Raw genomic sequence first — 23,856 nt, 5'->3', positions numbered from 1 at the left:
TTAAGCCTCCTGCTCTTTACCTTTGCCTTTTTTCTTTGATGCAGCCTTGACCTTACGCATCGGCTCGTAGGATTCACTCAGCCGTTTCAGGAAAGAGGCTTGGTCGCCGATTGAAAGATGACGGTCCACATCAGCGATCAACTCGTCTAGTTCTGTAGCCGAAAGCTGCACTGAAATACCTCGCTTACTTGTCCAGGTGGAGATCACATCTTGGGTCGCTGAAACCAATACACCAGTGTTGAGGGGGTGTTCTCGCTGGTTGGTCGCTAGCTTGTCATGGATGCCTTGCACCAGTTCCAGAGAACTGGGAAGTTCGGCAATGCCGCCAAAGATGCCCAGTATTTGGTTCTCCATGCGGCCAACCCGACTGGAGACAGCGCCATAGCGGGTAGTCAACAGAATATTACCCAGGGCGTAGCGAAGCTCGTCGGCGGTTACATCTTTGAAGGTGACAATATCGAGAAAGTGAACCCCTGGTTTGATATATTCGCTGGTGTTGAGGGCGGTGGAGGCCTTACCTTCTTCGTCTCGCATGGTGCCCGTTTCAAAAATGGCATTGATGGTGCGATCGCCAATCAGTTCTGTAGAGGGCAGCACGCTAAAGGCATCCTCTGTCCACACTCGGCTTTTCTGCGCGCCTTCACCGCCAGCGGCAAAGCCATAGAGAAAGCAGTCAACACACATTTCACAAGGGGCGTTGGTGTTGAGAGAACATATAGAGTTGCCTTTGGGATCGGGGTACAGGAGTTCGTGAACCCGCAAAAATTCGCGCCCTTTGCGCCGCTCTGGGGCAATTTGCTTACGCTTGGTCATTACCAGGCGGGGAATGGTATCTGGATTCGATACCCCAGCTTGCACATACTCGCTGCACATGGGCTCCCCAGTGCCCTCGGTACGGAAGATGGTTTCTGACTGAGTAGTTCGCAGCACTACAGCGCCAATGGTGCGGCCCTTGGGGAAGTTTTCGTAGTTGGTGGCGAGAAAAGGTTGTAGTTTTTCAATAGACATTGTGGTTGCTCCTAAGCTTGTGCGGATTGTTGTTCAGTTTGGGCCTTTAGCTCTTTGCGGGCTTCCTGAAGGAAAAAGAGGTAGGCGGCTTCTAGCGTCTTGCTGTCACTCAAGAGCCGGTCGGGACGAGAGTTATAAACCTCTACAAACAGCTCTTTTAGGACGCTGTAGTACTGAGAAATTTGCTCGTACTTGGTGGCACCAACCCCATGCTCTCGAATGCGATCAAGACGGTTGTGGTATTGCTGCACCAGAGCAGCAAAGACGGTATCCCAATCCATATGCGACTTCCGGGCGCGAATGGCCTTGATGAACTCTGAAAAAGGTTCAGCCTGAGCAGTGCGGCGGAACGAGCTGCCGCGCAGCTTGCCGACCTCTGCAATGTGGGCTGCCTGCTTGAGGTAGCGCGAAACACGATCATGTTCTTCTGACATCAAACTCTCCAAAAGGATGGTTAAAGGTTCTTTAATCCGAGTCCAGGTAGCCTCCAAGTTAGGATCATCCTGCTCTCGCAACAACCAGCGCAGGAGGACGTGGTACAGCTCCAAGGGGCGAGCGGCAGACCTAGCTAGGTCGTACAAGCAATCATCTTTTTTCGGGAGACTGGCTACGGCTACTGACAATTGGCCTAGACATCGCAAACGCTCTAATACGGCTTCGGCAGTTACCTGCTGGTGGCGCTCTTGTTTAAGATTGCCTTCCCGAGGGTATTGCCCTGAGCCTAAAAGGGGCTGAAGAGTGGATGGAATGCCCTCTACCCGCCCAAAAATATCCCAGCCAGCCTCAATTTCCAGGTTGGCACTGAGCACAAAGGGGAACCCAATATCTAGAGCTAGAGCCATCTCAAGCGCTAGTCGCAAAGACTTGAGTAATGCCAACGAGTTATTTACATCGCCCCAGAGTACGGGGATTGTGACGGTAGAGTGAATGAATTCAGGCCGTTTGGGTAAGGCAAGCCCAACGACTTTATGCGTCTTAAACACAAGCTGATTGTCTCGATAAAGCTGTAGCTCATCAACGGTAACGGTGCCGTCTTCATTAGTCTCAGCAGTGCGCTGGAGAAACTGCTTCCAGATACGCTGGAGTTCAAGGCTAGACCCCTTAGGTAAAGCAAAATGCAGGTATAAGGGAGCTTGCTTACTAGCTCTTGGGAAATTAGCCCCAACTGTAAGCAGTTGATACCCCAGGGCTGACAGTGCATTGCCTCGACGTTTGGGTTCTGCACTCATGCCACCCGGTAGCCGATTTGAGAACGACTGTACTTTTGTCTCGGGGGGCATTTTGGCGGAAATCAACTCATCCACTGGAGCTGTTGACGTTGGCCCCAGGGAACAGCGCAGGCGAGGATTGGCCTCGATGTAGCTGGTGAGTTCAGAAAAACCTTGCCAGGTGGAGGGATGAGCAAAATTCAGCAACTGGGCGACAGCATCTATTAGCGATTGGGGGACGGAGGTGTCTTCGGTTTGTCGTAGCTGGAACGAGTCTCTCAGAAGGGGGGCGATCGCCTCTTGTCCGCGAGGTACAGCTTTGGCAGCAAACAGACACCGCCCGTACTGGGCATTAAAAGGTTCTAGGGCTATTCGTTGATCGGGCGTAAACTCAACTTTTTCAGCAATGCGATCCCATGCATCTTTGGGGCTAAGAGCTGCCTCCCGATAGCTGAGATAAGCGGCTTTGAGCCCTTCTGAAACAGCAAATTCTTCAGCACTAGAGATGGGTAGCAAGCCCATCTCAGCCGCTGCTGCTATCGCTGTATCTCCAGCATCGTTGCCATACTTTTGAACATCTTGGACAACCTTATCTGGCTTATAGCCACTAAATTTTTTGACCAGTAAAGCATCTACCTGATCAATGGCAGCATCAGGGTTCTGCTGTACGGCTTGCGGGTCAACTTTGATACCGTCTTTGCTAGCTTTAACCAGTTGTTCAACGTTGCCACTGAAAACTTGATTAATTTTACGGTGCCACTTTTGGGCGATCACTATGGTCAAATCCTCTTTGGGGAAGCGTTCTCCAATAAAAAGCTGCCCATCTGGATCGATAGACAAAGTTGCCAGCCCCCGCTCATGTAGAATCTCTTCACAAGCTGCTAAAAGTAGAGCGGTTAGATAACCTCGGTCTTCTGCTAACCCCACCTTGAAAAAGCGAGTATCCTTCTGTAGGGCAACCGTTAACTCGTTTTCAACCTTACGAATACGCTGCTCTTCAGGGATACCCAGGTCGTACAGGTCACCACCAATAAGCATTGCAGCCCAGCGCTTGATGTTGGGATCTTCGGGCAGAAAGCGCATGCCATCACTGGCATTGTGCCCGGAATGTCGCTCAATCAGGCGGCGCACTAGCTCTAGGTCTTCGTCAGTTTTTACCCAGTCAGCTACGCCAGTCCTTTCCAGTTGTTCTTTGAGAAAGGCGCTATCGCGGGCCAAGGTTTTTACATTTCGTTCCCTTGGGTCTAGCTTATTGAGATCGTGAACCGCTGTTGCAGCCAGGATGAGTGCTCGCTTATCATCCGGGACTTTAGCAAGCTTGCTGACGGTAAGAACAAACTGACAAGCTGAATCAAGGTGCTCTGCTAGGCTCCGTCCTTGACGACTTCCATACTGAGCATGTTCGCTATGTAGCTTATACAGATTGGGGCGTACTGTGGTGAAATATTCTTCATCTACAGTATGGGATTCCTGCTTGAGCAGGCGTCGTTGCTTAAACATAAAATCTGTCCTTAGCTTGCGCTCCCTATAGCCTGGTTATTTTCATTTCGTAACCAATCGATACTCAAACATCTGCTCAACTGCCCGTCGCTTCTCCACCTGCCATCCTTTTTTCTTAGCCCGATGCAGTGCAGCCGAAAACCGATGACCCACCTGCTCTACCATCTCTGACGTCGAGTGCCATTGGCCATCTCCCAACACCTGCGCTAGCTTCTCTATCCTCGTCATCTCCCTAACCCTCCTAAATTACTTCCTGTGCCACTACCTAAAATCCGACACATAAGACAAAGCGACACAGAAATTGTCTTTTCTATGTGGATTTACCTGCCGCAGCAAATAATTTTCAATCAGGTGGTAAATCGGCCCCCGCTAACCGCATACAAGCCACCAAACGATGGGCATACTCCAGACAAGCCAAAATATCCTCGTGCTCAAGTAATGGGTTGGCGTTTAACACCGCCTCATAGCTCTCCCCCACCGCTAGCATTGCCAAAATCTGTTCAACTGCCAGCGGTAAATTCCGAATAACTGGCCTGCCGTTGAGAATCTTAGGATTAACCGTGATGCGTTCCAGGAGTGCCCGCTCATGACGTGTCATTTAGCCTCACAAAGTATCCGTGTCTTATTGCATGGCTCCATATTGACCGCGATAATGAAATTGATCAATAGATAAACGGACAAAGTGTCCGTGCATTTAGGCGCGATTGCCCATGACTCGTAAAAACCGCTCCATCACCCTATCCATCGATGAAGCTGAAAAAGCCCAACTAGAAGGGCTTGCGCTGGAATTTGGCCAAACCTGGGGTGACAATCCCAACGTGTCAAAACTGATGAAGGCGATCGCCCGTGGTCAACTCCGCCTGGCCGCCAACCACGACTGGAGCCGCGATCGCATTGACACCCTCAACCGCGCCCTCAACCTGCTTAAAGACGAAGGCTATCTCAATGAAGCCCTTTCTCTGGCCAACCTGCTGCTAGAGCGCAGTGAGTTGAACCACCCCCTTCGACAAGAAATTCAAGCTTGGGTGGAGCAGCCTAGTGCCCCCTGGCGCATTGATATTGACCGCAGTATTCGCCAGCAGCGACCCTTTCGTCTCACCTACCAGGACGCTGCCGATCGTTTGTGGTACTTCACTGTGCGCCATGCCAAGATCGAGCGCCATGAAGACCGTCAATATCTTGACTGCTGGTGTGACGAAACAGAAGGTAATCAGGATGTAGATGCCTTACGCCATAATTGGTCGCTACGCCTAGACCGCATTCCCTCTGAAGCCGTAATTTCCTCTGCTGAGGGGCACTGGCAACCTGAACTTAGCCATATTGAAGTTGAATTCTTACTCTTGGGAGGTTTAGCCTTCGGCTATCGATCCAAAACAAAGGCCGATCTAGTCAATGAATGGCAGCCCGACGTACAGCAGCGGCGGGTAGTGCGTCGAGTTAGCAACACCTTCTGGTTTTTCCGCGAGGTGCGCCGTTATGGGGCCGATTGTCTGATTTCGAGTCCACTCTCCATCCGTGAAAAATTTGTGCAGGAACTAAGACGGTTGGTTGAGCACTATCAACCTTGATAGAGGCCCGCTGGTCATGGCTGAAACAACCTCAACCCCCATCCTCCAAATGCCCCACATCATTCAACCCCATCACTTCAAACTCCTCAGCCCCCACCCCAAACACTGACACCGAAGCATTAGCCAGGTCATAGCGAAGGCTGGACTCCCTAGACTCATTCAGCAGCAGGGGTATCAAGGCCCGCAGCAGCCCTCCATGGGCCACCACCGCTATAGACTCAGACAGCCCTTGCCAAGCCTTAACACAGCCCATCAACCGCTGATCCATCTGCTGCCACGACTCGCCCCCAGGGGCACAAAGGTATACCGTTCCTCCAGCGACATGGGCTTCAGCCGTTCGTGAATCTGCTGCCATGGCTCACCCGACCATTTGCCCCAGTTCCGCTCTCGCAGCGCCCCAGAGCATTGCAGGGGCACCACTAGGGCATCAGCGACAATCTGGGCTGTCTCTAACGCTCGTTGTTCGGGAGAGGCCAGGATAGATCGCACTCCATACCCCCGGCATACCTCCACCAGGCGCAAAGCCTGCCAGCGGCCAGTCTCATCGGGTCCTGTGGTGTCCTGCTGCCTGTGAACCTAGCCCTTAACATTGAGAGGGGTCGTGGCGAATGAGCAGAAGCTTTGGCAGGATAGGTATGTTCGATGGTTCCATGGCCCAGGTGAAATTACGCTATGCCTGACGACATTCTGCCCTTTCTAGCTGGTGTCTCTATCTTTGCGCTGTACCTATTCTGGTCAGCGGCAACAGAGATGGGTGCCCGCTGGCCCTGGCGGAAGTGACTAGAGATTTTGCCATGCTTTCTCTGCCCTTATAAGCCTCAGAACCCCATGGCTGACCAGCTATGGCACATTGCTATAGGCGATCGCCTCAACCGCCCCATCCATCCAGCAAACACCGCCGTGCGATCGCACTGGTCAGCAGCATAGACCCACTGCCGAGAGTGCGATCGCACTTCACCAAGACGCTGACAGCAAAAGCCCCCAGCGATCATGCCAGGAGCTGAAGTGAAATTCCGCTGGGGCTAGAGTAGCAGGCTCCCCCTTGCTTTTGGCGATGGTTCGCGGAAGCGCTGTAAGACTGGGGATTGAGGGTTTACCAAAGGCAAAGAGCCCTATGGCCTAGACCATCGCTAACTGGGCATGTTCAATGCGGGTGCCCAAAACCGTCAAGAACTCAGCTAACCACCGAGGATGAGCAGGCCAGGCGGGAGCGGTCACCAGGTTGCCATCCACCACAGCTTCAGTCACCGGCACCTCAACAAACTGTCCACCCGCAGCATTCACCTCTGGGCCACAGGCGGGATAAGCCGAGCAGCGTTTGCCATTGATCACACCAGCGGCGGCGAGGAGTTGGGCACCATGGCAAATTGCCGCAATCGGCTTATTGGCCTTGGCAAAGTGCTGGACGGCAGCGATCACATCCTGGTTGAGGCGAATGTACTCTGGGGCGCGACCACCAGGAATGACCAGAGCATCGTAGTCAGCGGGGTTGATGTCAGCAAACGTGGCATTCAGAGTAAAGTTGTGACCTGGCTTTTCAGAGTAAGTTTGGTCGCCCTCGAAGTCGTGGACGGCGGTACGCACAAACTCCCCAGACTTCTTGTTTGGGCATACGGCATGAACGGTATGGCCCACCATCTGTAGCGTCTGGAAGGGCACCATCACCTCATAATCTTCTACAAAGTCACCAACCAGCATCAGGATCTTAGCTGCCATAGTCTGTTCTCCTTGAATGGGTTCATAGTGAACATATCTATGACGTTAGGCCAGCCGTAATTTCCTTTGGGCGGTGGCAATAAAGTGTAATCTCTGACTTGCTCTAAAGTCTGAACATCCAACTACCAGAAGAGACTGCTATGACCGTTCCTCTCCAAGTTTTAGTCACTGGCGCGACCGGGCGCATGGGGTCTATCGTCGTTCAGAAGCTTCAGCAGCGGCCTGAGCAGTTTGTAGTTAGGGGGTTTGCCCGATCTGAGGCAAAGGTGAATGAACTCTTCGACAGCACCGAAGGCTTTTACGTGGGCGACATCAGCGACCCAGATCGACTCAAAGTGGCTCTAGAAGGCTGTGATGTCCTGGTGATTCTGACTAGTGCAATACCCCAGATGAAGGCTCCACCAGAGTCAGGGCAGCGGCCAGAGTTTTTCTACCCTGAGGGCGGCACCCCAGAACAGGTTGATTACCAGGGCCAAATTAACCAAATCGACGCGGCTAAGGCGGCTGGAGTAAAGCACATCGTTCTCGTCGGCTCTATGGGCGGCACTAACGAGCAACATCCCCTCAACCGCATGGCCAACGGCAACATCTTGATCTGGAAACGCAAAGCAGAAGCCTATCTAATCGACTCCGGCATCAACTACACCATCATTCGAGCCGGAGGGCTACAGGATCAGCCGGGGGGCCAGCGAGAGCTATTGGTGGGTAAAGACGACACAATGCTGGTCAATCCTCCCGAGGGCATTCCTACCTCGATTCCCCGTGCCGATGTGGCGGAAGTGGTGGTACAAGCTCTGAGATCGCCCGCTGCCCTCAACAAAGCCTTTGATGTGATTTCTAAGCCAGAGGGTACACCTGGGGCGGTAGTCACTCAGGACTTTCAAGCGTTGTTTGAGCAGACGACACCAGGGCTATAGCCAGCCTCAAGTACTGCCCCTGCTGAGCTATCGCTTAGATAGAGTTGTTCTAAGCGCGGGTGTCCCAGGATGTTAGGGGGTAACTTGCATCTCTCATTAAAAGTTAAGGCGGAAAGCTAAACATCTGCACGGCATAGATCTCAGTCCCCAAAGGATTGGCCACAATGCCATAGCCAAAGGTGGTGTAGTCCGGGGTTAGCAGGTTCTCACGGTGGCCAGGGCTATACATCCACCCCTTCTGATATTCCTCTATCAGGCCAAGGGAAAGAGCCCTAGGCATTCCCTCCTTCTGCTGCATGATGTTTTCCCCGGCCCCAACTTTGCTACCCATGGCCATAAATCGGTCTGAGGGATTTTGGCCATCGGGGTTGACGTGATTGTAGAACTGGCGCTTCAGCATGTCTTCGGCGTGGCGCTGGGCCACCTGAGAGAGCAGCGGGTCTTCGACCAGGGGTGGTAGACCATTCAACTGGCGATCGCGGTTCACCAGCGCCAGCGCCAGCGCTCTGAGTTCAGGCAGCGGCTGATTCCCCAGGCGGAAATTCCACTGAGTCTGAGGTTGACCGATCGCCCAGCCGGGGCCGCCCGCGCCATTGTTCTGAAAGAAAAGCTGGTGAAGCTGTACCAGAGCATAGCTGCCAAACATCAAGGCAGAGAGAACCACTGCCCAGTGAGGAGATGGGCTAATTCAACCTAATTAATAAGTAAGACAGTTGTGACTATGTTGATATCCACATAGGAATGTATAGCTTCCTGAAATAGACTTCCTTTTCATAGTTTTTGTTGATAGTTTAGACCTGTCATCCTTTCAGATCAAAGTGGGTAAAAGCATGAGGCAAGCTTCCTTTAGATTGATGTCTCCCCTGATAATTAGTTTGCTCGTTCTCATGGCGAGTTGCAAAAGCGAGGAACAAAGCAGCGTCCCAGATCCTCAACCAAGCCCTACTCCAACTTCCGAACCCAGTCCTAAAGCAACTCCTCCAACAATAGCTGGATTAGAAAACGATGAATCAGACTCCTGTAGTGTTGATCCAAGCTGCTCATATGAGAATGCTGAGACTACAGAAGCTGAAGCAAAACAGGCTTACGAACAATTAATGGCTGTAGTGGCTTCAGTAGCCCCTCTAGACGGAAATAAGGCTTGGACAAGCCTGATCGAGGATGATCATGAGGCATGGATGACTTACCGCGATAGTTATTGCAACTTGGAGAGGAGGTTAGCTCAACATGATGGCTTACAGGGTGCCACGCCAAATCTGATTCATGCAGATTGTAGAACTGACTTCAACCGAGACCGTACTACCAAGCTTTTGTATATGCTGCGAGGGTTTAGCAGTGACAATCCTCCTCAAAGCACTTCTCCTAATACTTCCCAAGACACCTCCCCAAGTCTTATTAAGGACTCTTCTTTTCTGCCAAGAAAATTGCAAGACTTTACGGAAGATGGGGACTATCTTCTAAGCCCTGAAGAGCCTCCTTTTGATGGAGGAAAATACATTCTTGTATTACGCAGGCGAGGCAAAGTCGCAATAGGGTTTGAGGGATATGTCAACAGTGATGGAGCTTGTTTTAGAAAAGTATTGAAATCAGCTAATGAGGTTGAAACGACTATTTTTGATGATGAGGGTAATCAGTTTAAAGTTGACAATGGAGATCTGAGCATTTCTCCACTCAAACACTACAATGTTGAACAACTTGAGAATGCTGGAACGCTTTTAGATGACTGCGATGAAAAATTCAATATGCCTTGAGGTGAAATTACTTCAGTAACAAAACCTCCAAGACCAGCGGCAGTCTCAGAGGTTTCAGATTCAGGGTGCAGATCGCCTATGGATAGCGATCCGCTCTTGTCCGCTGTGGGCCTATAGTGCCCAGGCTGAAGGGGGCGATCGCAGGAAAAGGCTACCTGGCCACCACCAGCTCATCCCACTGGGTTGTAAACCGCTGCGACGCCCCCCTGCTGCTTGGCCTGGTGGTTAGCGATCTTGGCCAGGGTTTTGGTGGTGGCCACCCCGACCGATACTGGTTGGTGAGCCTTTATCACTCAGCCGCAAAGCACTGTGGGGTCACAGATTGCCTATGCCGCGACTGATGCCGCCTGGTTAGTCTCATGCGCTAGTCCGGTGCCAGCGTTTCGAGGGATGACCAACACCGAGCAGGGAGCATGGTGCAGCACATAGCTGCTAACACTGCCGAGGAGCAGATCGTTCAGTGCCGCCCCCTCACCCTGACGGCCCAGGATAACCAGGTCAGCTCTAGCTTCCAAGGCAATCTCACAAATGGTTGGCCCTGGCCTTCCCTCCCTTTGGATAATCTCAGTGGCAATACCTTGGGCAACAGCTTCATCACCTCGGGAACGTAGCAACGTCAAGCCTCTCTCTTCGTAGGTTGTCCACAGGTCGTTATAGATTTGGAGGACGCTACGGCTTGAGCCCTTAGGATAAAAGTCTTTCCCAATCAAGATAGGCCGATGGGGAGCTTCTTCATCCTCCTGCGACAGAATGTGCAGCAGGGTCACACTAGCTCCAGTCGCTTTAGCCAGGGAAAGGCCAATCTCAAAAGCCTGATGGCTGATGTTAGAGCGGTCGATGGCAACTAAGATTTTCTGAAACATACTGGACACCTCTCATTCGATGGGATGTCTAGCCGGAAGCTGAGATTGTGGCAGTGGTATTTCCCAGGGAGGCTGCGATCGCACAGCACAAGGCACCTTTAGGCATAAAGGTAATACGGCGCACCCTATATCTCCATTCTCTATCTCGACTCAAACACAGGTGAAAGTCGATGCATTAACGTAACATTGGCCGGATTTCTCTGCTGGAAGCCAAAGCCCAAGGCTTCTTCACTCGTAGAGGCGGCAGCGGCTAAAGTCGATCTGTGGCCCTGTAGTGCAGTACACCAGGCTACAGCCAGCGTCGAGGGCATTCTGGCTGGTGGGGTAGGTTTCGCCATCGGTCAGGGCCGCGAGTTCGGGGATGATTACCCAGCAGCAAAAGCCCGTGGAGCAGGGAAGGTGATAGGTTCAGTCATAGTTTCTTCTGGCTAGATAGTCCACCTTTTCGGGGACGAGTAGATCTCCATCTGGCTCCTGCCTAAAGAAAACCCCTACTGTGGCTACCCAATAGCGTTCAGCGGGGGCTTTTTTGATGCATCTAATGGGGTTAGGTTGCCCAGGGAAGGGGATCGCTAGGCAGAAAGCTTTTGAGCCATTCGTCGTAAAGCCGTTGAGGGGCTGATGGTGGCCACCTCCGCCAGGGACACCCAGGCCAGGTCGTTAGATTCCTCAGACACTACAAAGCCCATTGTTCTGGCTATCAGCAGGTAGCGGCGATCGCCTGGGCGCAGTGCTGTGGATCAATCATCGTCTCAGATTACTTCTATCGCTTATCCGTACCACTGTCGAAATTGCCCTAGGCATACCCATACAGAGCAACCAAGGCTTCATCAACTATGAAGTATTAAATTTTCGAGGATGATCGTATCAAGATTCGTCGAAGAGTGCTGAGTCTGCGAGGTTTATTTTGTAGAGTGAACAGATAACTTGATGATGCTTTGATTTGAGGACTAAACCTTGGGTACCGAAAATTCCGAGTATAAGGCTGGCCTCCGCAAGCGAGTAAAACTGACAAATCCTGAACAGCTCTACAACGTTCAGGATGAAGACGGCTCCCAGATTCCCTATGACTTGGCCAATGGGCGGCAGTTGTTCAACCATTACCGCCACCGGATGACGAACTATGATGAGGTGCTTGATGACATTCGAGCTGAGCAACAGGGGACTATCTTTGGAAGACAGGAAAAGCAGGTGACGGTAGCGGCGGCAGAGCACATCCTTGAGGAGTACCGCAACGAGCACGTCAAAGTCATTCAGGATAGCCAGAGGAAGGGCAAAGTTCTGAAGGCTCTGTTTGAGAAGGTGGGCGTGAGTACGGCATCAGCCTTATCCCAGCTACTCGATTCTTGGTCGGAGAAGATTAAGGAAATTGGCCATCTGGAGAGTAGCCAGCGTTCCCTACAAACCTGGAATGATACCTACCGAGTGCAGCGGGAGTTGGTGAAAGTACTTCTGGAACAGGAAGATGTTGCAGAAGACGTTCGCGCCAAGGTAGATCAAATTTATGGGACACGCTCAAGCAAGAAAGCTGTTGCTTTAGGTGCTAATCTCTTTAACCTAGAAGAGTCGGAAATTTTGAAGCTGGTTAAGACTGTTGTCCGTTACACCAAGTTCTAAGGGGGCCATTATGAAGATGGCTGAAATCAAGCAGGAAGTCTACAAACTGACTGGCACAGAGACAACTCAAGAGCTGAGGAAAGGGCACCCTAAACTCACGGAAGGGTTAGATCTTCGGTACAAAGGTCACTGGCTGTCTATTTTGGAGCAAGTTCGTGTCCTTAAGAAAACCCCTGATATTAGCTTAGATGAGTTAGAACAGTCAGAGCAAATGCTGAAGACATCCTTATTCAAGGTTGGTGCTATGGCCGGACTGTCTCAGGATGACTTAGAGATTGACTGGCAGCGAATCCAGCTAGAAGCCTTAGTGGCAGATATTCACATTGAAGAGTTATAGCGTCTCAGGACTCCTACGCCAGTAAAAGCCCTGCCTTTAGGTAACCCATAGTCTCCTAAAAATCAGCTCGAGCGATTACTCCGCCGATAGTCCCATGGCATCACAGGATTGCTCTGGCTCCAAAAGTTCAACCGCTGCTGTCGGGCCTGAGCCTCGGCGGCGAGTAGAGCATCCTGGGTCTCTGGACAGCTTCTCAGGAACTGCGTGTAGACCACTGCATGGCCCTCGCTGACCATCTGGAGGTTCATGTTCTGGCCACTGACATAGATCTCAGCCACCATGCGCCCATAGCGGTCAGTATCGGCTTCGTGGAACTGGATAGTGGAGCCTCGGGGGGTGAGCTGACGCAGGCGTTCAGTGGCCGCTGGCCCCCAGGGGGTTTGGGATGTCTCTGGGGCGTCGATGCAGGCTAGCCGTACCGTGACGTTCTGGCCCTGGTAGTCCATCCGTAGCGTGTCGCCGTCGCCCACGGAGACAACGGTGGCGGTAGGTAGATTAGAACTGGCGATCGCTGGGGCGGGGTCTGTCACCTGGGCCTGTTGCTGGAGATCTACGGCTGCCCCTGAGCAACTGGCGATCGCCCCTACTAAACCCATTGCCAAGACCGCCTGGTAACAACTGCGCATAAGTCCAACCTGATTGAATCTATTTCAGAGTACCCAAGGCAGGCGGATCAGCCAGAAGACGCTCAGGCCGACGAGTAAACCTTTGTGGCCTAGTGAAGTTTGTTCTGGGGATAAAGCAGGATAGTAGGGCTAAGGCAGTGAATTGGAGAGCGTTTGCCATGATTTGGAACCGAGTCAGCCAAACTCTTCAGCAGTTCGTTCTGATCATCGGCCTGGGGTTACTACTGAGCCAGGGGTGGATGAGCCAGCCAGCGATCGCCTTTGGCGGGTCTCTGACCATCGCAGCCTCCGCCCTTGATGCTTCCGCTAGCCTTGAAACGACTGTTGACGCATTTCTCCAGAACATTCCCCGTGGCTTCTATGGGGTGCGGGACGTGGCCAAGATTCAGGCGAAGGTCACAGAGGGCAAGACGCTGTTTATCGACGTGAGAGAGCCATCAGAATTTGTGGGTGGCCACATTCCAGAGGCGATCAACATTCCTCTGCGGGAGTTGGCCCAGCACCTCGACCAAGTACCCCACGACCAGCCGGTGATGCTTTACTGCTCGACGGGCTACCGCACAGGCATAGGGATGATGGCACTGCGGCTGTTGGGCTATGACAATGTAGAAGGCTTTCCGCCCAGCTATGAGGGCTGGAAACAGACCCAGTAGAGATAGAAATAGCCCATGACCATCTCCTTTGACCGAGCCGCCGACTTCTACGACAACACCCGCACCCTGACCCCAGAGGTGTCTGAACGGCTCACGGTAGAGATTCTAAGGCTGGGGCGGGCTACCCCTGACACTACCTTCTTTGAGCCGGGTATCGGCACCGGGCGGGTGGCTCTGCCCATAGTCGAGCAGGGTTACGCCTACACCGGGGTGGATGTGTCTGAGGCCATGATGGATAAGCTCAGGCGGAAGTTGGAGGGGAAGGCACACCGGCTGACGTTGATCAATGCTGACGCGACGGCACTACCGCTGGAGGACGACAGCTTTGATGTGGCCATTGCCCCTCACATCCTCCATCTGATCGCTGACTGGCAGGCGGCTATGGATGAGCTGCGCCGGGTGCTGAAGCCCTCGGGGGTGTTCATCTATTTCCACCACCCCACGAACAAGAACGCTACCCGCGATGCCATTGGACGGCAGTGGAGAGAGATTCTAGCGGGCTATGGCTATGACTCTGGCTTTACTGGCGGGGTCACAGAGGATATAGTGGGCCGCTTGCAGGCGCAGGGGGCTACGCTGGAGACTGTGGTGGTTGCTGACCTGTCCCGTGAGAGTACAGTGGACAGTCTTATGGGAGCGTACCGGGGCCGGATCTACAGCAATATGTGGCGGGTGCCGGATGACATCTACCCCAGGGCGTTGGCTGACCTTGAAGACTGGGCTGATCAGGCGTTTCCTGACCCTGATGTACTGATGACATCTCAGGACAACATCAGCCTAACGGCGGCTTATAACTGGGCAGGCTGGGGCCATCTTCTGAGCCCGTAATATGACCATCTACCTGAGTGCAATTGCTACACGTTCCAGACTATCTAGGACTGTTCTCTGCATCCCCAATGCGTCATCCTGTTTTACCTCTCACCCTCAGTAGCCCGAATCTCTAGGCAGCTCCTAATTCCTTAGTTTATGTCTCAGAGAAGCTTTCAAGTATCAATGATTCTCTTGATCTTCGGCTTGTCTACTGACCTAAGCGCACATAGAGGTGAGTGCTCCTCTAAAGAATCAAAGGTTTAGGAGCACTCACTAACTTAGCGGGTCTAAGCCATCAACGTATCGCAGTATAGCGACGGACGCTGGGTGTGATAATCAGTTGCAGATTCAAACGCGGCTGCGATTTGAAGGATGAGCGCCTCCTCATAGTGGTTGCCAATAATCTGCATACCAATCGGCAATCCCTCTGAGCTAAAGCCACAAGGAACTACAGCTGATGGCAGAGCGGTAAAGCTAAAGGGTAAAGTGAACTGTCGCCCTCGATTAAAAACATCAGCTCCTGCTGTTAGCGGAGGAGCAACCATCGGCAACGCTGGAGTGATCAGCGCATCAACCTCACTAAAGACAGATTTGAGTTCAGCAACCTGTTGAGGCCGATCCCGTAGCGCTGCTTCATAAATATCTGATGAGATTTGGGAACCTGTTGCAATGTTGTTCTGCACAGTGGAGCCAAATAGTGCTTTATTTGGCTCTGCGTTAAATTCATCTCCCAAGATTTGGTTGAACTCATAAAGCAGAATGTTAAACAGATCCGAATATTCCAGGGGACCACTACTTAACAATGGAATATCAATTTCTACAATCTCTGCTCCAAGCGAAGCATATTGCTCTGCTGCTGCTCGAACAGCGGCGACGACCTCAGCATCAACATCCCGAAAGCTGTAATTGTTTATGATACCTAGACGAAGACCCTGCACCCCCTGATCTAATCCATCAGTATAGCTGCCTCGTATTTGGCTAAGGGATGAGTTGAGATCGCGTGGATCATAACCCGCCATTGCGTCCAATAATATCGCTACATCTGTGACTGTACGCGCTAGTGGCCCTGCCACATCTAAACTGTAGGCTCTTGGGTAAACGCCAGCCAAACTAACTAAGCCATAGGTGGGCCGTATTCCTGAAATACCACACCATGCTGCTGGAATACGAATAGAACCACCTGTATCTGTTCCTGTCCCTCCCAAGCACAGACCGGCTGCAATTGCGGCCCCAGTACCGCTAGAAGATCCGCCAGGAGAGTACTCCAACTTCCAGGGATTATGAACATTACCGTAGTGTGAGTTAGTGCCTGAAACTCCAGCTGCAAACTCATTAAGGTTGGTTTTCCCAAGCATCACAGTGCCTGCTGTCTTCAGAGCTGAAACGGTACTAGCATCTGTTTCAGGTATCCGGCCTTTGAAAAATTCTGAGCCAACTGTTGTTAGCGTACCCGCTGTGTCATAAATATCTTTTTGAACAATGGGGATGCCATGCAACATTCCTCGATCCTGGCCTCGCTCTAATTCAGCATCCAAGGCTGCGGCTACCTCCAATGCTTCAGTTTCATTAATAGTAATGAAAGCATTTAGCTGAGATTCTAAGGACTTAATACACGCTAGATAATGGCGAGTTAGCTTAACGGATGTAAGGGATCCATCTCGCAAGCCTTGGGCAGCTTCCAAAATACTACTAGGAGCCATCGCCATTGAAATTTCTTGAGCGATTGCTTGCCGCTTCATCAACAAGTTGCTACCAATAATACTAGCTGTAGTTGCTGCAAAGCCAGTAGCAGCACTGCCTCGCATGAATTGACGTCGCGAAATTCCATATCTCTTCATATGCTGCTTATCGTTCACCAATCCACTCCTCTTACTCATTGCTGCAGAATTATTCTGCAATGTCATTCAGGCGACTGATTCTGGCACAACATCAGAATAGGAAAAGTGACTAATGAGACAGCATGGCGTCCTTAATCGTGTTGAATCGGACTTTGAATATGCGAGCTATGCCATTAAGCTGAAAAGTCTTTGAACTCATAGTTGTGGAGAAATGACAGGCCGTTCGCAAAGCATTCAAGGGCTTTGCGAATCATTTTCTGCTAAAGCAATCTACTGCTTTTTCGAGGGCTTTGTAAGCAGGCTTTAAAGTCAAATTACTACGTTGAATATTAGTGTGTTTGCTACCAATTAGATGCGGTGCCTAGCCGCAGGCCAAGCTGCCATCGAGCAAAGGTTCACCGCATCGCTATTGCCTAATGCTTCGGCTACTCTAGCTTGTCCCCCAGCCAACAAGTGCAACTCATCCTGTGCCCTGGTCATAGCGACATAGAGTTGTCTTCTCGCCAGCGATCGCATTTCCAAATCCTCAGCAAAGCAGTCTTCAAACTGCTCGACCCACAGCAGCAGCACCGCCTTAAACTCAAGGCCCAGGGACGATAGCGTGGTAATGACTCTTACCCCCGGTTGGCGGGCGCTGTAGCTGACTTTGGTTTTCTGGCTCTCTGTGACCCAGTAGACGGGTAGGCCCAGGTCTTGCAGGCGCTGGAGCATGGAGTTGAACAGAGCATCATCCTTCTTGGGCTTGTAGCGGTAGAGGATGGCAATCTCTGAGGGGCTGTAGCCCAGCATCACCAGGCGTTGCACCTGCTCGATAGCGACATCTACAGCTCTGGTCTTAGTGCCCGCCTGGTAGAGGGTTGGCTTTGGCCCCTGGCGCAGAGCAACTTCGGGCATCACGGTGGGAAAGGTAGCATCGTCGGTGAGGTCTTGGTCAGTATTTCGCACCACTGTCCAGGCAGCTTCTAAAATCTCGCGGGTGTTGCGGTAGTTCTGGGCCAGCTTCATCGTGCGGCCCTGGGCCTTGATGCCCACCGATTTCCAGGTGAACTTAGACCGTTTGTAGAGGCTCTGGTTGCCGTCTGAGACAACTACCAAGTCGCCGTTCTCTGGGTCTTTCAAGCCAGCGACACAGCACTCAAACCATTCGCGGGTAAAGGTGTGGGCCTCATCCACCAGAATGGAGTCCCATCGCTCGGCTTCGGGCATCTGCTGGAGTTTGGCTAGAACCTTTTGACCGATGTGGGCGTTGCACTCTTCCTCAGTCTTGAAGCTGTTGTAGCTGGGGAGCCACTTGATCAGGCTCTTGGCCCAGTCGTGGAAGTGCATAACCTCGATGCGGTCTTGGTACTGGGGGTTCATGGAGTCGCCATGTAGGAGCGATCGCAGGTGGGCGGCAAGAGTGATGTTGAAGCAAAGGATCAGGATGCGTTGGTCAAGCAGGCGGTTGGCCAAGACTTTGGCGCGGGCCAGCAGGATCAAGGTTTTGCCAGAGCCAGCTACCCCAGAGATCAGGCGGTGGCCATCCTTCATATTGCGAGCGGTGCGTTCCTGGTCGATGTCGAGGGGGACAATCACAGTGCTGCCTTCGGGCAGGGGGGCTTTAGTGGTCACACTCTCAGGCTTAGCAGGCTTCTCTTTGATGACGGTTTCATGATGCAGACAGCCCTTGATCGTGTTCACCTGGTCTACCGTCAGCACCGGGAAGTCAAAGTAGACCTTGAACATATCCCGCAGGCGCTGGATCAGCATCTCGGGGCTGTAGCTCTCCCACTCCAGCAACTCATCTCGATAGGCGACCTGGGGCTGTTGGAGGAAGTTGTAGAGGTGTTCTGTGTGGGCCTGGGGTTCGGTGATGTTACTCATCACAGCGGCGGTGCCCACGGGGAAGACTAGCTTGCCCTGGTAGTTGCCCTCGGGCTGGCGCAGGATAGAGAACCCCTTGAAGCGCTCTGCCGCCTCACAGAAGTAGCCGTGGGCTTGGCGTAGGGGGGATTGGTGGCTCTCGATGCCCTGCTTGCCCTTGACCTTGAAGAACTGCTCTCCTGCCTCAACAATATTGCCAGCGAACCACCCCTTCACCTCGATGATCAACAGGCCAAAGGTGGGACTCAGGATGGTGAAGTCAGGATAGAGGTTGCCCTGAAGCCGGGGCTCATACCAAACAATGAAATCCTTTGGCAGCTTGGCTTTGAGGATGTGGAAGAGGCGCTGCTCACCCTGGCTGACAGTGGAGGGGATGGTTTCGGGGATCGTGAGAGCCATAGATGCTGAGATGGGCCACTATGCTTAGTTATCCCCAGAACAGAGGCAAAGCCTAGCAGACACATCGTAAGCACACCAAAAAGCCTACTTAGTTAAACCTCAGGTAAGGGCAATCGTAACCAGATGGGAAGATGATCACTCACCTCATGTTCAAATTTCCTAAAGAAGGCTTTCTTTTCCTCGTTAGTTAAGCTCTCGATAGGCGGTAGCCCAAGAGCCTCACGAAACAGTTCTACAAAATTTACGACACCATAATCTGGCCCTTGGGGTGGCTCAGGCCCCATCTCCGGGTTCTTGGCATAGGAGGGCAGGCGCGAATCTTGACTAAACAAACCAATTTGGTCAAATGTTTCACTCAAACGCGCATTAGTACGAAATGGTTCAGTTGAGCCTTTGTGAACATCCAAAAACGGAAAATTGACGTTAGTACTGCTACCAGTAGCCTGCATTCTTTGATTAAAGGTCTTGATGTGTTTCTCGATACGCGGTCTATCCTTTTCTGGGTTGCCAAAACACAAGTTAAGGTCACCCATCAAGATATAGTTAGAAAAATAGGTATTTTCTTGCTCCTCCACTCGACCCAGAATCCACTCCATTAATGCATCAAATTCCTGGCGGCGATCTTCAACAGACTCACCAAAGTAAAGATGAGCATTCACCGCCATGATTTGATAGGGTTTTGTCTCAGGATGTCCGACTATTTCAAAGCTGGCACAGAAGGGCTGACGAATAAAATTCAGAAAGACTGGAATCTGAACCTTTGGTGCTTTTGGCTCAGGCCCAACAGGATCGTCTCGCCAAATGTCACGGGCCTGGAGATAATGAACATAAGGCGTAGCTGTTTCTACCAGCACTTTGTAGTTGTCAACAATAGTTTTTAGTACCTTAGTACGGTCATAGGAAATATCAGAGACAATGTTGCCTAGACGAATCAAATTTCGATTATAAATAAACCCTAAACGTTCACCCAGTCCTTGTTCACCAGGAAATTGCCCCGTCTTATCGGAAACAATAGCGCTATACTCAGGCCCCATCAAGCTTACCAACTTCTCAAAGCCCTCTAGATCGTCCATGATTTCCTGGACGGATAGCAAATCGAAGTATTTACAAATATGAGCGAGAAAGTCCCAGGTATTTGTACTTCGACTATTTGCTTTACCTAATTTTCGAATATTGAAAGAACCCAATACAGCTGATCCATAGGTGCGGCGAGGAATGCCGTATTTAGTGGAGTCACTTGCTAAGAGAGCATTGATCTTTGCCCACTCGCCAGCAGTTAAATCAGCCATTGGTTAGACCTTCAGAATAGCTCTACGCTTTAAGAATAATGGCTTCAGCATACTTAGGATTTGAGCTAATCGTTCTTAACCAATATTTATTGATTAAGCTTCCATAGCTTTCCTCCAGCCGTCACCTCGGCTGCCACCATCTTTCCTTCTAAAGACTTCAGTATTGCGCGGGTCGATTCCTGATGCAGCTTAGCTAGGTTGGCGATCGCCCCTACTGACTGCCCTTCCAACTCACTACAGCAGTTCAGCACTTTCAGGGCCATACGCTGGGGCTCATCCAGATGGGGCGCGATCAAGTCCTGCTGTGTGCGCGGCAGCTTGCGGAAGTAGGTGAGGAAGTCAGCGGCGCTGGCGATCGCACTCAAAGTACCGGAATACATCTAGATCCACCGAATCGGGTTGCTCTCTAATTTGCCCAGAATCGGGCGAAAACTGGCTAAACCCTAACCGGGTGACTACCCCCCACCTAACCGGGTGAAAACAGGTGTCTCAGGTGAGACAGAGTAGACCAACCCTAACAGGGTGATGGGGCCAAACCTAACCGGGTTGATTTTGTGAACAATGGTTTCTGGGGGCTTGACCAGATTCGGGTGAGTCAGATCCGAAAATGTGCGGAGAGAGATGTAGGAATAATTCTCAATAAGGAAAGCTGAAAAGCCCATTTCACGAGAAAATGCGGGTTTGAGGCCCCAAAACTGTCGGATTTTTGCCTATTTTACGGACAGTTTGTAGAATGGTACTCATGTACACCCCAGTTCGAGCAAAAAATGAGGTCTACCGGAGTCGAGAGCATCTGACTCTGGAAGAAGTGACGCGACTGATCGAGGCGGCGGGTGAACGAGGGCGTCATCGCCTGCGCGATCGCACTCTACTCCTATTAATGTTTCGCCACGGGCTACGAGCTGGGGAAGCGGTCATCTTGCGATGGGATGCGATCATGTTCGACGCTGGGGCGATCAGTATTAAGCGGCTGAAGCGGGGCGAAAGTGGAGTCCATCGGCTGCAAGACGATGAACTCAAAGCGCTGGGGGAATTGAGAGAGAGATACCCGGAGAGCTCCTATTTGTTTACGAGTGAGCGGGGGGCAAAGCTGAGCACGGATGCGATCGCCAAGATTGTGGAGCGGGCCGAGAAGTTGGCCCAGCTGCCGTTGCCCGTCCATCCTCACATGCTGCGGCATAGCTGTGGCTACCACCTGGCCGAGCAGGGAATGCCGACCCGCGACATTCAGGCTTACCTGGGGCACAAGAACATTCAGCACACCGTGAGGTACACGGCAGCGAACCCCAGGCGGTTTGACCGGATTCAGTGGGGTAGCTAGAACCCGATCGGACTGCCTGCTTTAATTTTCTTTGGCCGAGTAATGATCGGCAATATTTTCTTTTTTGAAAAGGAGAATTAAGAGTACCCGAGCGGGTAATTTTCGAGAGTAAAGACGCTTGCCATAATTTGTTGTACGGGTGCCAAAAACTACGTTTCCCTTATTCAAGGGTAGGGAGTGTAAGATGGCAGGAATTATTGGTCAGCCGAGATTAGAAATCGAAATCCTCGATGATACCTTCGCAGAAATGCGAGTTGAGATTGATGTAGATTGGAGCGTCAACCATCTAGATGAGTTCTATCGCATTTATATAGAGGTCTGGGGTGATGACAGCCCATTGCGAGATGACCGCCTTGCAGCTGCGGATTTTACAACACCCACCTTTTATCGGCTTAGCGGTGGATTATTTACTGTCACAGGTGTTCAGCGTATTCAAAGACGCCTATTAGATGAGGATAAGCCGTGGGGGGCAATTCCTAGCCTGCGAAGAAGACGAGATATCGATGAGATCTATGTGGTAGGTTTTCTAGAGGTCCAATCTGGACGGTCTGATGTCACTGGAACTCGAATTATCTGGACTCAGTATGGTGATAAGTCAGGCAAATCAAATGTAGTTAGGGAGCGTTTCTAAGTCTTTCTAAAATCGGGCTAGGTGGCGGGCTTCGGCTACCTTTTTCGCCAGACCCGCCACCCCTAAACTTTCTGAAAAGGTGCCCAAGTCACCTGTGGCAAACCGCAACCCTGTGTTCTTTGTCCACATCAATCGGGGTTGCTAGATTTTCTACAGTGGACCAAACGGCTCCACGTCAGAGAGGTTGAAAATCTCGACCGCATCTGCCTGCCGGAACATGCGTTTTCCTAGGCGAGGAAAATCAGCAATTTCAATGTCTAGGTTTTCACCTCCCATTAGATAAACCAGATCCTCATCACTGGGGTTGCGGAGATGATGTGCAACAGAAGGCGTAGGAAACGCCATGAAGTCACCTGGATGGACTTCAAACTCTTGCTCATTGATTTCAGCAACCCCGTGGCCAGATAAAATATAAATCCATTCCTCTTCTCGGTGGTGGCTGTGATAAATAAATGATTCTTTTTTAGGAGGAATCTTGGCTAAGTTGACCCCAACTCGTGTTAAGCCAACTGCACGTCCTAAGTAGGCACCGATAATTTCAGATTGAGGATTCCACGGATGGGAGAATGATTGCAAATTAGCTTCAATCTGATGGGCACGTAAGAGAAAAGGTTGTGGTTCAGTCATTCTGTAATTTTCCTATTACAGCACTGCAAGCAGGTGTCGGATCCGACAAATTTATGCTCATGCCAGAACTGACAGTATCCTAACACCCGTGTTTGGTGGCGTAGGAAACTCCTGCCCCCCTCGAAGGCTTGCGGCCATTGTGTCAGGCAACCAGGCTAGAACCTGGCGAGATTTCGGGCCTCAGCTACTTCCTCAACCAGACCCGCAACTGCCACAGACAAACTTTCTGAGAAAGCACCCGCCTCAACCGTGGCAAACCGCAAAGCCACATCCTCGCGCAGCACCTCCATCAAGGGCTTTGAAGCCCCATAGCTCAGGTAAGTTCGCTCCAGGTGTGGGGTGGCCACCGCCAACCGCTCAGCCGTGGGCAAGCGATCGCGCTTCTTGTGGGAGTTAAAGTCTGGGTCAGCGGGCACCAGGTTCCACAGCTCATTGGTGGGGTAGACCGCGATGGGCAGGATGTGGTCGAGGTCGTAGGCGGTGCCCTGATTGATGGGCTTCTCAGTCCAGGGGCAGGTAAAGGTGGTGCCCTCCATAATCAGGAGATCGATCTGGTTGCGTTCCCAGGTCAGCGGGCGGCGGTTGTCAGGGCGAGAAGTCAGCAGGCCGTAGATGTAGCCCCGGTGGTGGTCGCTCACTCTGCCGGTGAACAGACACCATTCATGGATACAGAGGGCTTCTACCCAGAGCGACATCTGGCGAAACGTGGCCCAGAGGTCGAGGGAAATCACCAGGCAACGGTCTTTTGCCCTTGTCCCTGGTACAGCAACAGTCCGGCTGGCGACCTGGTTATAGGCTTGGGGTTTCTCGAAGATGCTCCAGTTGCCGGGGCCAGCGTAGCGAATGGGCATCTCGATGGTTTTGGCGATCGCCCCAATGGCAGCCTGGTAAGCATCAATGAGTGGCTGGGGGTAGCGCTGGTGTTTGCGGGGCGATCGCAGCTCGTTGATCAGGAAGAAGCCATCGGCGGGGTTTTTCATGCCCCCAATCACCTGCTCCCACTGCTGCCTCAGTTCGGTCAGGGCTAGTCTGAAGGCCATGTCGTTGATGGTCTGCCCTTGGCGGTTGGCCCGTTGCCCCTGCTGGATGGGGTCGTTGGGGTCTACGAAAGGCCAGTAGTAGGCGATCCAGAACTCGGCCAGCAGTTTGAGGGGCACCGCCACATCGCTCTGGTAGGTTCTCAGATCGGGGTAGGTCAGCACCACATCGTTGATGGCCCGCAGCAGCGCAATCTTGTAGCTCGTTACTTTCGTATCGTGCTTGAGAATGGTGCTGATGACTTTATCTGAGGCAGTAGAGATCATCGTATCAGCA

23 protein-coding genes and 1 pseudogene are annotated in these 23,856 nt (G+C 51.9%); 9 read left to right on the top strand and 15 right to left on the bottom strand.

Going from position 1 to position 23,856, the window contains the following annotated elements; all coding sequences use genetic code 11:
• The 3 genes from cas7d to AC0QKW_RS16295 form a co-directional block, all read right to left on the bottom strand.
• Positions 1 to 1,008, bottom strand: a complete 1,008-nt coding sequence (cas7d, locus tag AC0QKW_RS16305) for a type I-D CRISPR-associated protein Cas7/Csc2 (protein WP_473152141.1) — start codon at positions 1,006 to 1,008, stop codon at positions 1 to 3.
• Positions 1,009 to 1,019: 11 nt separating this feature from the next.
• On the bottom strand, positions 1,020 to 3,716 hold the full coding sequence (locus AC0QKW_RS16300; protein WP_473152140.1) for a CRISPR-associated protein Csc3: 2,697 nt from the start codon (positions 3,714 to 3,716) through the stop codon (positions 1,020 to 1,022).
• Positions 3,717 to 4,059: 343 nt separating this feature from the next.
• Positions 4,060 to 4,314, bottom strand: a complete 255-nt coding sequence (locus AC0QKW_RS16295; protein WP_473152139.1) for a DUF433 domain-containing protein — start codon at positions 4,312 to 4,314, stop codon at positions 4,060 to 4,062.
• A gap of 112 nt (positions 4,315 to 4,426) precedes the next feature.
• On the opposite strand from AC0QKW_RS16295, the gene AC0QKW_RS16290 reads away from it, so the two are divergent.
• Positions 4,427 to 5,284 carry a helix-turn-helix transcriptional regulator gene (locus AC0QKW_RS16290; RefSeq protein WP_473152138.1) on the top strand — a complete coding sequence of 286 codons (858 nt, stop codon included), beginning with the start codon at positions 4,427 to 4,429 and terminating at the stop codon, positions 5,282 to 5,284.
• A 31-nt stretch (positions 5,285 to 5,315) separates the two neighbouring features.
• Here AC0QKW_RS16290 and AC0QKW_RS16285 read toward each other — a convergent pair whose 3' ends face one another.
• The 3 genes and pseudogenes from AC0QKW_RS16285 to AC0QKW_RS16275 form a co-directional block, all read right to left on the bottom strand.
• Positions 5,316 to 5,552 carry a histidine phosphatase family protein gene (locus tag AC0QKW_RS16285; RefSeq protein WP_473152137.1) on the bottom strand — a complete coding sequence of 79 codons (237 nt, stop codon included), beginning with the start codon at positions 5,550 to 5,552 and terminating at the stop codon, positions 5,316 to 5,318.
• Positions 5,537 to 5,818 (bottom strand): annotated as a pseudogene (locus tag AC0QKW_RS16280) (histidine phosphatase family protein); the annotation flags it as partial. The gene AC0QKW_RS16285 and the pseudogene AC0QKW_RS16280, both read right to left, overlap by 16 nt.
• Before the next feature lie 585 nt (positions 5,819 to 6,403).
• Positions 6,404 to 7,000 (bottom strand): DJ-1/PfpI family protein, encoded by a 597-nt coding sequence (locus AC0QKW_RS16275; protein WP_473152136.1) that lies wholly within the window; start codon positions 6,998 to 7,000, stop codon positions 6,404 to 6,406.
• 140 nt (positions 7,001 to 7,140) lie between these two features.
• Between AC0QKW_RS16275 and AC0QKW_RS16270 the strand changes: the two genes are divergently transcribed.
• A complete protein-coding gene (locus AC0QKW_RS16270; protein WP_473152135.1) occupies positions 7,141 to 7,917 on the top strand; it encodes an SDR family oxidoreductase in 777 nt (258 codons plus the stop codon).
• 103 nt (positions 7,918 to 8,020) lie between these two features.
• Here the strand turns inward: AC0QKW_RS16270 and AC0QKW_RS16265 are convergent, their stop codons facing one another.
• A complete protein-coding gene (locus tag AC0QKW_RS16265; RefSeq protein ID WP_473152134.1) occupies positions 8,021 to 8,581 on the bottom strand; it encodes a CAP domain-containing protein in 561 nt (186 codons plus the stop codon).
• Positions 8,582 to 8,804: 223 nt separating this feature from the next.
• On the opposite strand from AC0QKW_RS16265, the gene AC0QKW_RS16260 reads away from it, so the two are divergent.
• Complete coding sequence (locus tag AC0QKW_RS16260; RefSeq protein ID WP_473152133.1) at positions 8,805 to 9,668, top strand: lysozyme inhibitor LprI family protein; 864 nt, start codon at positions 8,805 to 8,807, stop codon at positions 9,666 to 9,668.
• A 326-nt stretch (positions 9,669 to 9,994) separates the two neighbouring features.
• Here AC0QKW_RS16260 and AC0QKW_RS16255 read toward each other — a convergent pair whose 3' ends face one another.
• The gene (locus AC0QKW_RS16255; protein WP_473152132.1) at positions 9,995 to 10,531 is read right to left on the bottom strand and encodes a universal stress protein; all 537 of its coding nucleotides are present in this window, start codon (positions 10,529 to 10,531) and stop codon (positions 9,995 to 9,997) included.
• A 957-nt stretch (positions 10,532 to 11,488) separates the two neighbouring features.
• Between AC0QKW_RS16255 and AC0QKW_RS16250 the strand changes: the two genes are divergently transcribed.
• Together AC0QKW_RS16250 and AC0QKW_RS16245 are read left to right on the top strand one after the other, a co-directional pair.
• A complete protein-coding gene (locus AC0QKW_RS16250) occupies positions 11,489 to 12,148 on the top strand; it encodes a hypothetical protein (RefSeq protein ID WP_473152131.1) in 660 nt (219 codons plus the stop codon).
• A gap of 10 nt (positions 12,149 to 12,158) precedes the next feature.
• Entirely contained in the window at positions 12,159 to 12,485 is a 327-nt protein-coding gene (locus AC0QKW_RS16245; RefSeq protein WP_473152130.1) for a hypothetical protein, read from the top strand.
• A gap of 62 nt (positions 12,486 to 12,547) precedes the next feature.
• Here AC0QKW_RS16245 and AC0QKW_RS16240 read toward each other — a convergent pair whose 3' ends face one another.
• Positions 12,548 to 13,111, bottom strand: a complete 564-nt coding sequence (locus AC0QKW_RS16240; RefSeq protein WP_473152129.1) for a thermonuclease family protein — start codon at positions 13,109 to 13,111, stop codon at positions 12,548 to 12,550.
• A 158-nt stretch (positions 13,112 to 13,269) separates the two neighbouring features.
• Between AC0QKW_RS16240 and AC0QKW_RS16235 the strand changes: the two genes are divergently transcribed.
• Positions 13,270 to 13,764, top strand: a complete 495-nt coding sequence (locus tag AC0QKW_RS16235; RefSeq protein WP_473152128.1) for a rhodanese-like domain-containing protein — start codon at positions 13,270 to 13,272, stop codon at positions 13,762 to 13,764.
• 15 nt (positions 13,765 to 13,779) lie between these two features.
• The gene (locus AC0QKW_RS16230; protein ID WP_473152127.1) at positions 13,780 to 14,592 is read left to right on the top strand and encodes a class I SAM-dependent methyltransferase; all 813 of its coding nucleotides are present in this window, start codon (positions 13,780 to 13,782) and stop codon (positions 14,590 to 14,592) included.
• A 269-nt stretch (positions 14,593 to 14,861) separates the two neighbouring features.
• On the opposite strand, the gene AC0QKW_RS16225 is transcribed toward AC0QKW_RS16230, so the two are convergent.
• The 4 genes from AC0QKW_RS16225 to AC0QKW_RS16210 all read right to left on the bottom strand — a co-directional run bounded on the left by AC0QKW_RS16225 (position 14,862) and on the right by AC0QKW_RS16210 (position 20,343).
• Complete coding sequence (locus tag AC0QKW_RS16225; RefSeq protein WP_473152126.1) at positions 14,862 to 16,430, bottom strand: amidase; 1,569 nt, start codon at positions 16,428 to 16,430, stop codon at positions 14,862 to 14,864.
• A gap of 330 nt (positions 16,431 to 16,760) precedes the next feature.
• Positions 16,761 to 18,674 (bottom strand): DEAD/DEAH box helicase, encoded by a 1,914-nt coding sequence (locus tag AC0QKW_RS16220; RefSeq protein ID WP_473152125.1) that lies wholly within the window; start codon positions 18,672 to 18,674, stop codon positions 16,761 to 16,763.
• Between the two features lie 92 nt (positions 18,675 to 18,766).
• Entirely contained in the window at positions 18,767 to 19,963 is a 1,197-nt protein-coding gene (locus tag AC0QKW_RS16215; protein ID WP_473152124.1) for an exonuclease/endonuclease/phosphatase family protein, read from the bottom strand.
• 86 nt (positions 19,964 to 20,049) lie between these two features.
• Positions 20,050 to 20,343: a hypothetical protein gene (locus AC0QKW_RS16210; RefSeq protein WP_473152123.1), complete on the bottom strand. Its 294-nt coding sequence runs from the start codon at positions 20,341 to 20,343 to the stop codon at positions 20,050 to 20,052.
• Between the two features lie 362 nt (positions 20,344 to 20,705).
• Here AC0QKW_RS16210 and AC0QKW_RS16205 point away from each other — a divergent pair, with 362 nt between their 5' ends.
• Positions 20,706 to 21,284, top strand: coding sequence for a tyrosine-type recombinase/integrase (locus AC0QKW_RS16205; RefSeq protein ID WP_473152122.1), 579 nt, complete (start codon positions 20,706 to 20,708; stop codon positions 21,282 to 21,284).
• A 184-nt stretch (positions 21,285 to 21,468) separates the two neighbouring features.
• The gene (locus tag AC0QKW_RS16200) at positions 21,469 to 21,915 is read left to right on the top strand and encodes a hypothetical protein (protein ID WP_473152121.1); all 447 of its coding nucleotides are present in this window, start codon (positions 21,469 to 21,471) and stop codon (positions 21,913 to 21,915) included.
• A gap of 150 nt (positions 21,916 to 22,065) precedes the next feature.
• Here AC0QKW_RS16200 and AC0QKW_RS16195 read toward each other — a convergent pair whose 3' ends face one another.
• The gene (locus AC0QKW_RS16195) at positions 22,066 to 22,542 is read right to left on the bottom strand and encodes a cupin domain-containing protein (protein ID WP_473152120.1); all 477 of its coding nucleotides are present in this window, start codon (positions 22,540 to 22,542) and stop codon (positions 22,066 to 22,068) included.
• Positions 22,543 to 22,697: 155 nt separating this feature from the next.
• Entirely contained in the window at positions 22,698 to 23,846 is a 1,149-nt protein-coding gene (locus AC0QKW_RS16190; protein ID WP_473152119.1) for an HNH endonuclease domain-containing protein, read from the bottom strand.
• Between the last annotated feature and the right edge of the window lie 10 nt (positions 23,847 to 23,856).

The organism is Pseudanabaena sp. PCC 9330 (assembly GCF_055795045.1).
This window is presented reverse-complemented; position numbering and strand designations above follow the sequence as displayed.

Bases quoted from the DNA above. Each gene is read 5' to 3' on its own strand.
- cas7d (WP_473152141.1), bottom strand. From the start codon at position 1,008: ATGTCTATTGAAAAACTACAACCTTTTCTCGCCACCAACTACGAAAAC.
- AC0QKW_RS16300 (WP_473152140.1), bottom strand. From the start codon at position 3,716: ATGTTTAAGCAACGACGCCTGCTCAAGCAGGAATCCCATACTGTAGAT.
- AC0QKW_RS16295 (WP_473152139.1), bottom strand. From the start codon at position 4,314: ATGACACGTCATGAGCGGGCACTCCTGGAACGCATCACGGTTAATCCT.
- AC0QKW_RS16290 (WP_473152138.1), top strand. From the start codon at position 4,427: ATGACTCGTAAAAACCGCTCCATCACCCTATCCATCGATGAAGCTGAA.
- AC0QKW_RS16285 (WP_473152137.1), bottom strand. From the start codon at position 5,552: ATGGATCAGCGGTTGATGGGCTGTGTTAAGGCTTGGCAAGGGCTGTCT.
- AC0QKW_RS16275 (WP_473152136.1), bottom strand. From the start codon at position 7,000: ATGGCAGCTAAGATCCTGATGCTGGTTGGTGACTTTGTAGAAGATTAT.
- AC0QKW_RS16270 (WP_473152135.1), top strand. From the start codon at position 7,141: ATGACCGTTCCTCTCCAAGTTTTAGTCACTGGCGCGACCGGGCGCATG.
- AC0QKW_RS16260 (WP_473152133.1), top strand. From the start codon at position 8,805: ATGGCGAGTTGCAAAAGCGAGGAACAAAGCAGCGTCCCAGATCCTCAA.
- AC0QKW_RS16255 (WP_473152132.1), bottom strand. From the start codon at position 10,531: ATGTTTCAGAAAATCTTAGTTGCCATCGACCGCTCTAACATCAGCCAT.
- AC0QKW_RS16245 (WP_473152130.1), top strand. From the start codon at position 12,159: ATGAAGATGGCTGAAATCAAGCAGGAAGTCTACAAACTGACTGGCACA.
- AC0QKW_RS16240 (WP_473152129.1), bottom strand. From the start codon at position 13,111: ATGCGCAGTTGTTACCAGGCGGTCTTGGCAATGGGTTTAGTAGGGGCG.
- AC0QKW_RS16235 (WP_473152128.1), top strand. From the start codon at position 13,270: ATGATTTGGAACCGAGTCAGCCAAACTCTTCAGCAGTTCGTTCTGATC.
- AC0QKW_RS16230 (WP_473152127.1), top strand. From the start codon at position 13,780: ATGACCATCTCCTTTGACCGAGCCGCCGACTTCTACGACAACACCCGC.
- AC0QKW_RS16220 (WP_473152125.1), bottom strand. From the start codon at position 18,674: ATGGCTCTCACGATCCCCGAAACCATCCCCTCCACTGTCAGCCAGGGT.
- AC0QKW_RS16215 (WP_473152124.1), bottom strand. From the start codon at position 19,963: ATGGCTGATTTAACTGCTGGCGAGTGGGCAAAGATCAATGCTCTCTTA.
- AC0QKW_RS16210 (WP_473152123.1), bottom strand. From the start codon at position 20,343: ATGTATTCCGGTACTTTGAGTGCGATCGCCAGCGCCGCTGACTTCCTC.
- AC0QKW_RS16205 (WP_473152122.1), top strand. From the start codon at position 20,706: ATGTACACCCCAGTTCGAGCAAAAAATGAGGTCTACCGGAGTCGAGAG.
- AC0QKW_RS16200 (WP_473152121.1), top strand. From the start codon at position 21,469: ATGGCAGGAATTATTGGTCAGCCGAGATTAGAAATCGAAATCCTCGAT.
- AC0QKW_RS16195 (WP_473152120.1), bottom strand. From the start codon at position 22,542: ATGACTGAACCACAACCTTTTCTCTTACGTGCCCATCAGATTGAAGCT.
- AC0QKW_RS16190 (WP_473152119.1), bottom strand. From the start codon at position 23,846: ATGATCTCTACTGCCTCAGATAAAGTCATCAGCACCATTCTCAAGCAC.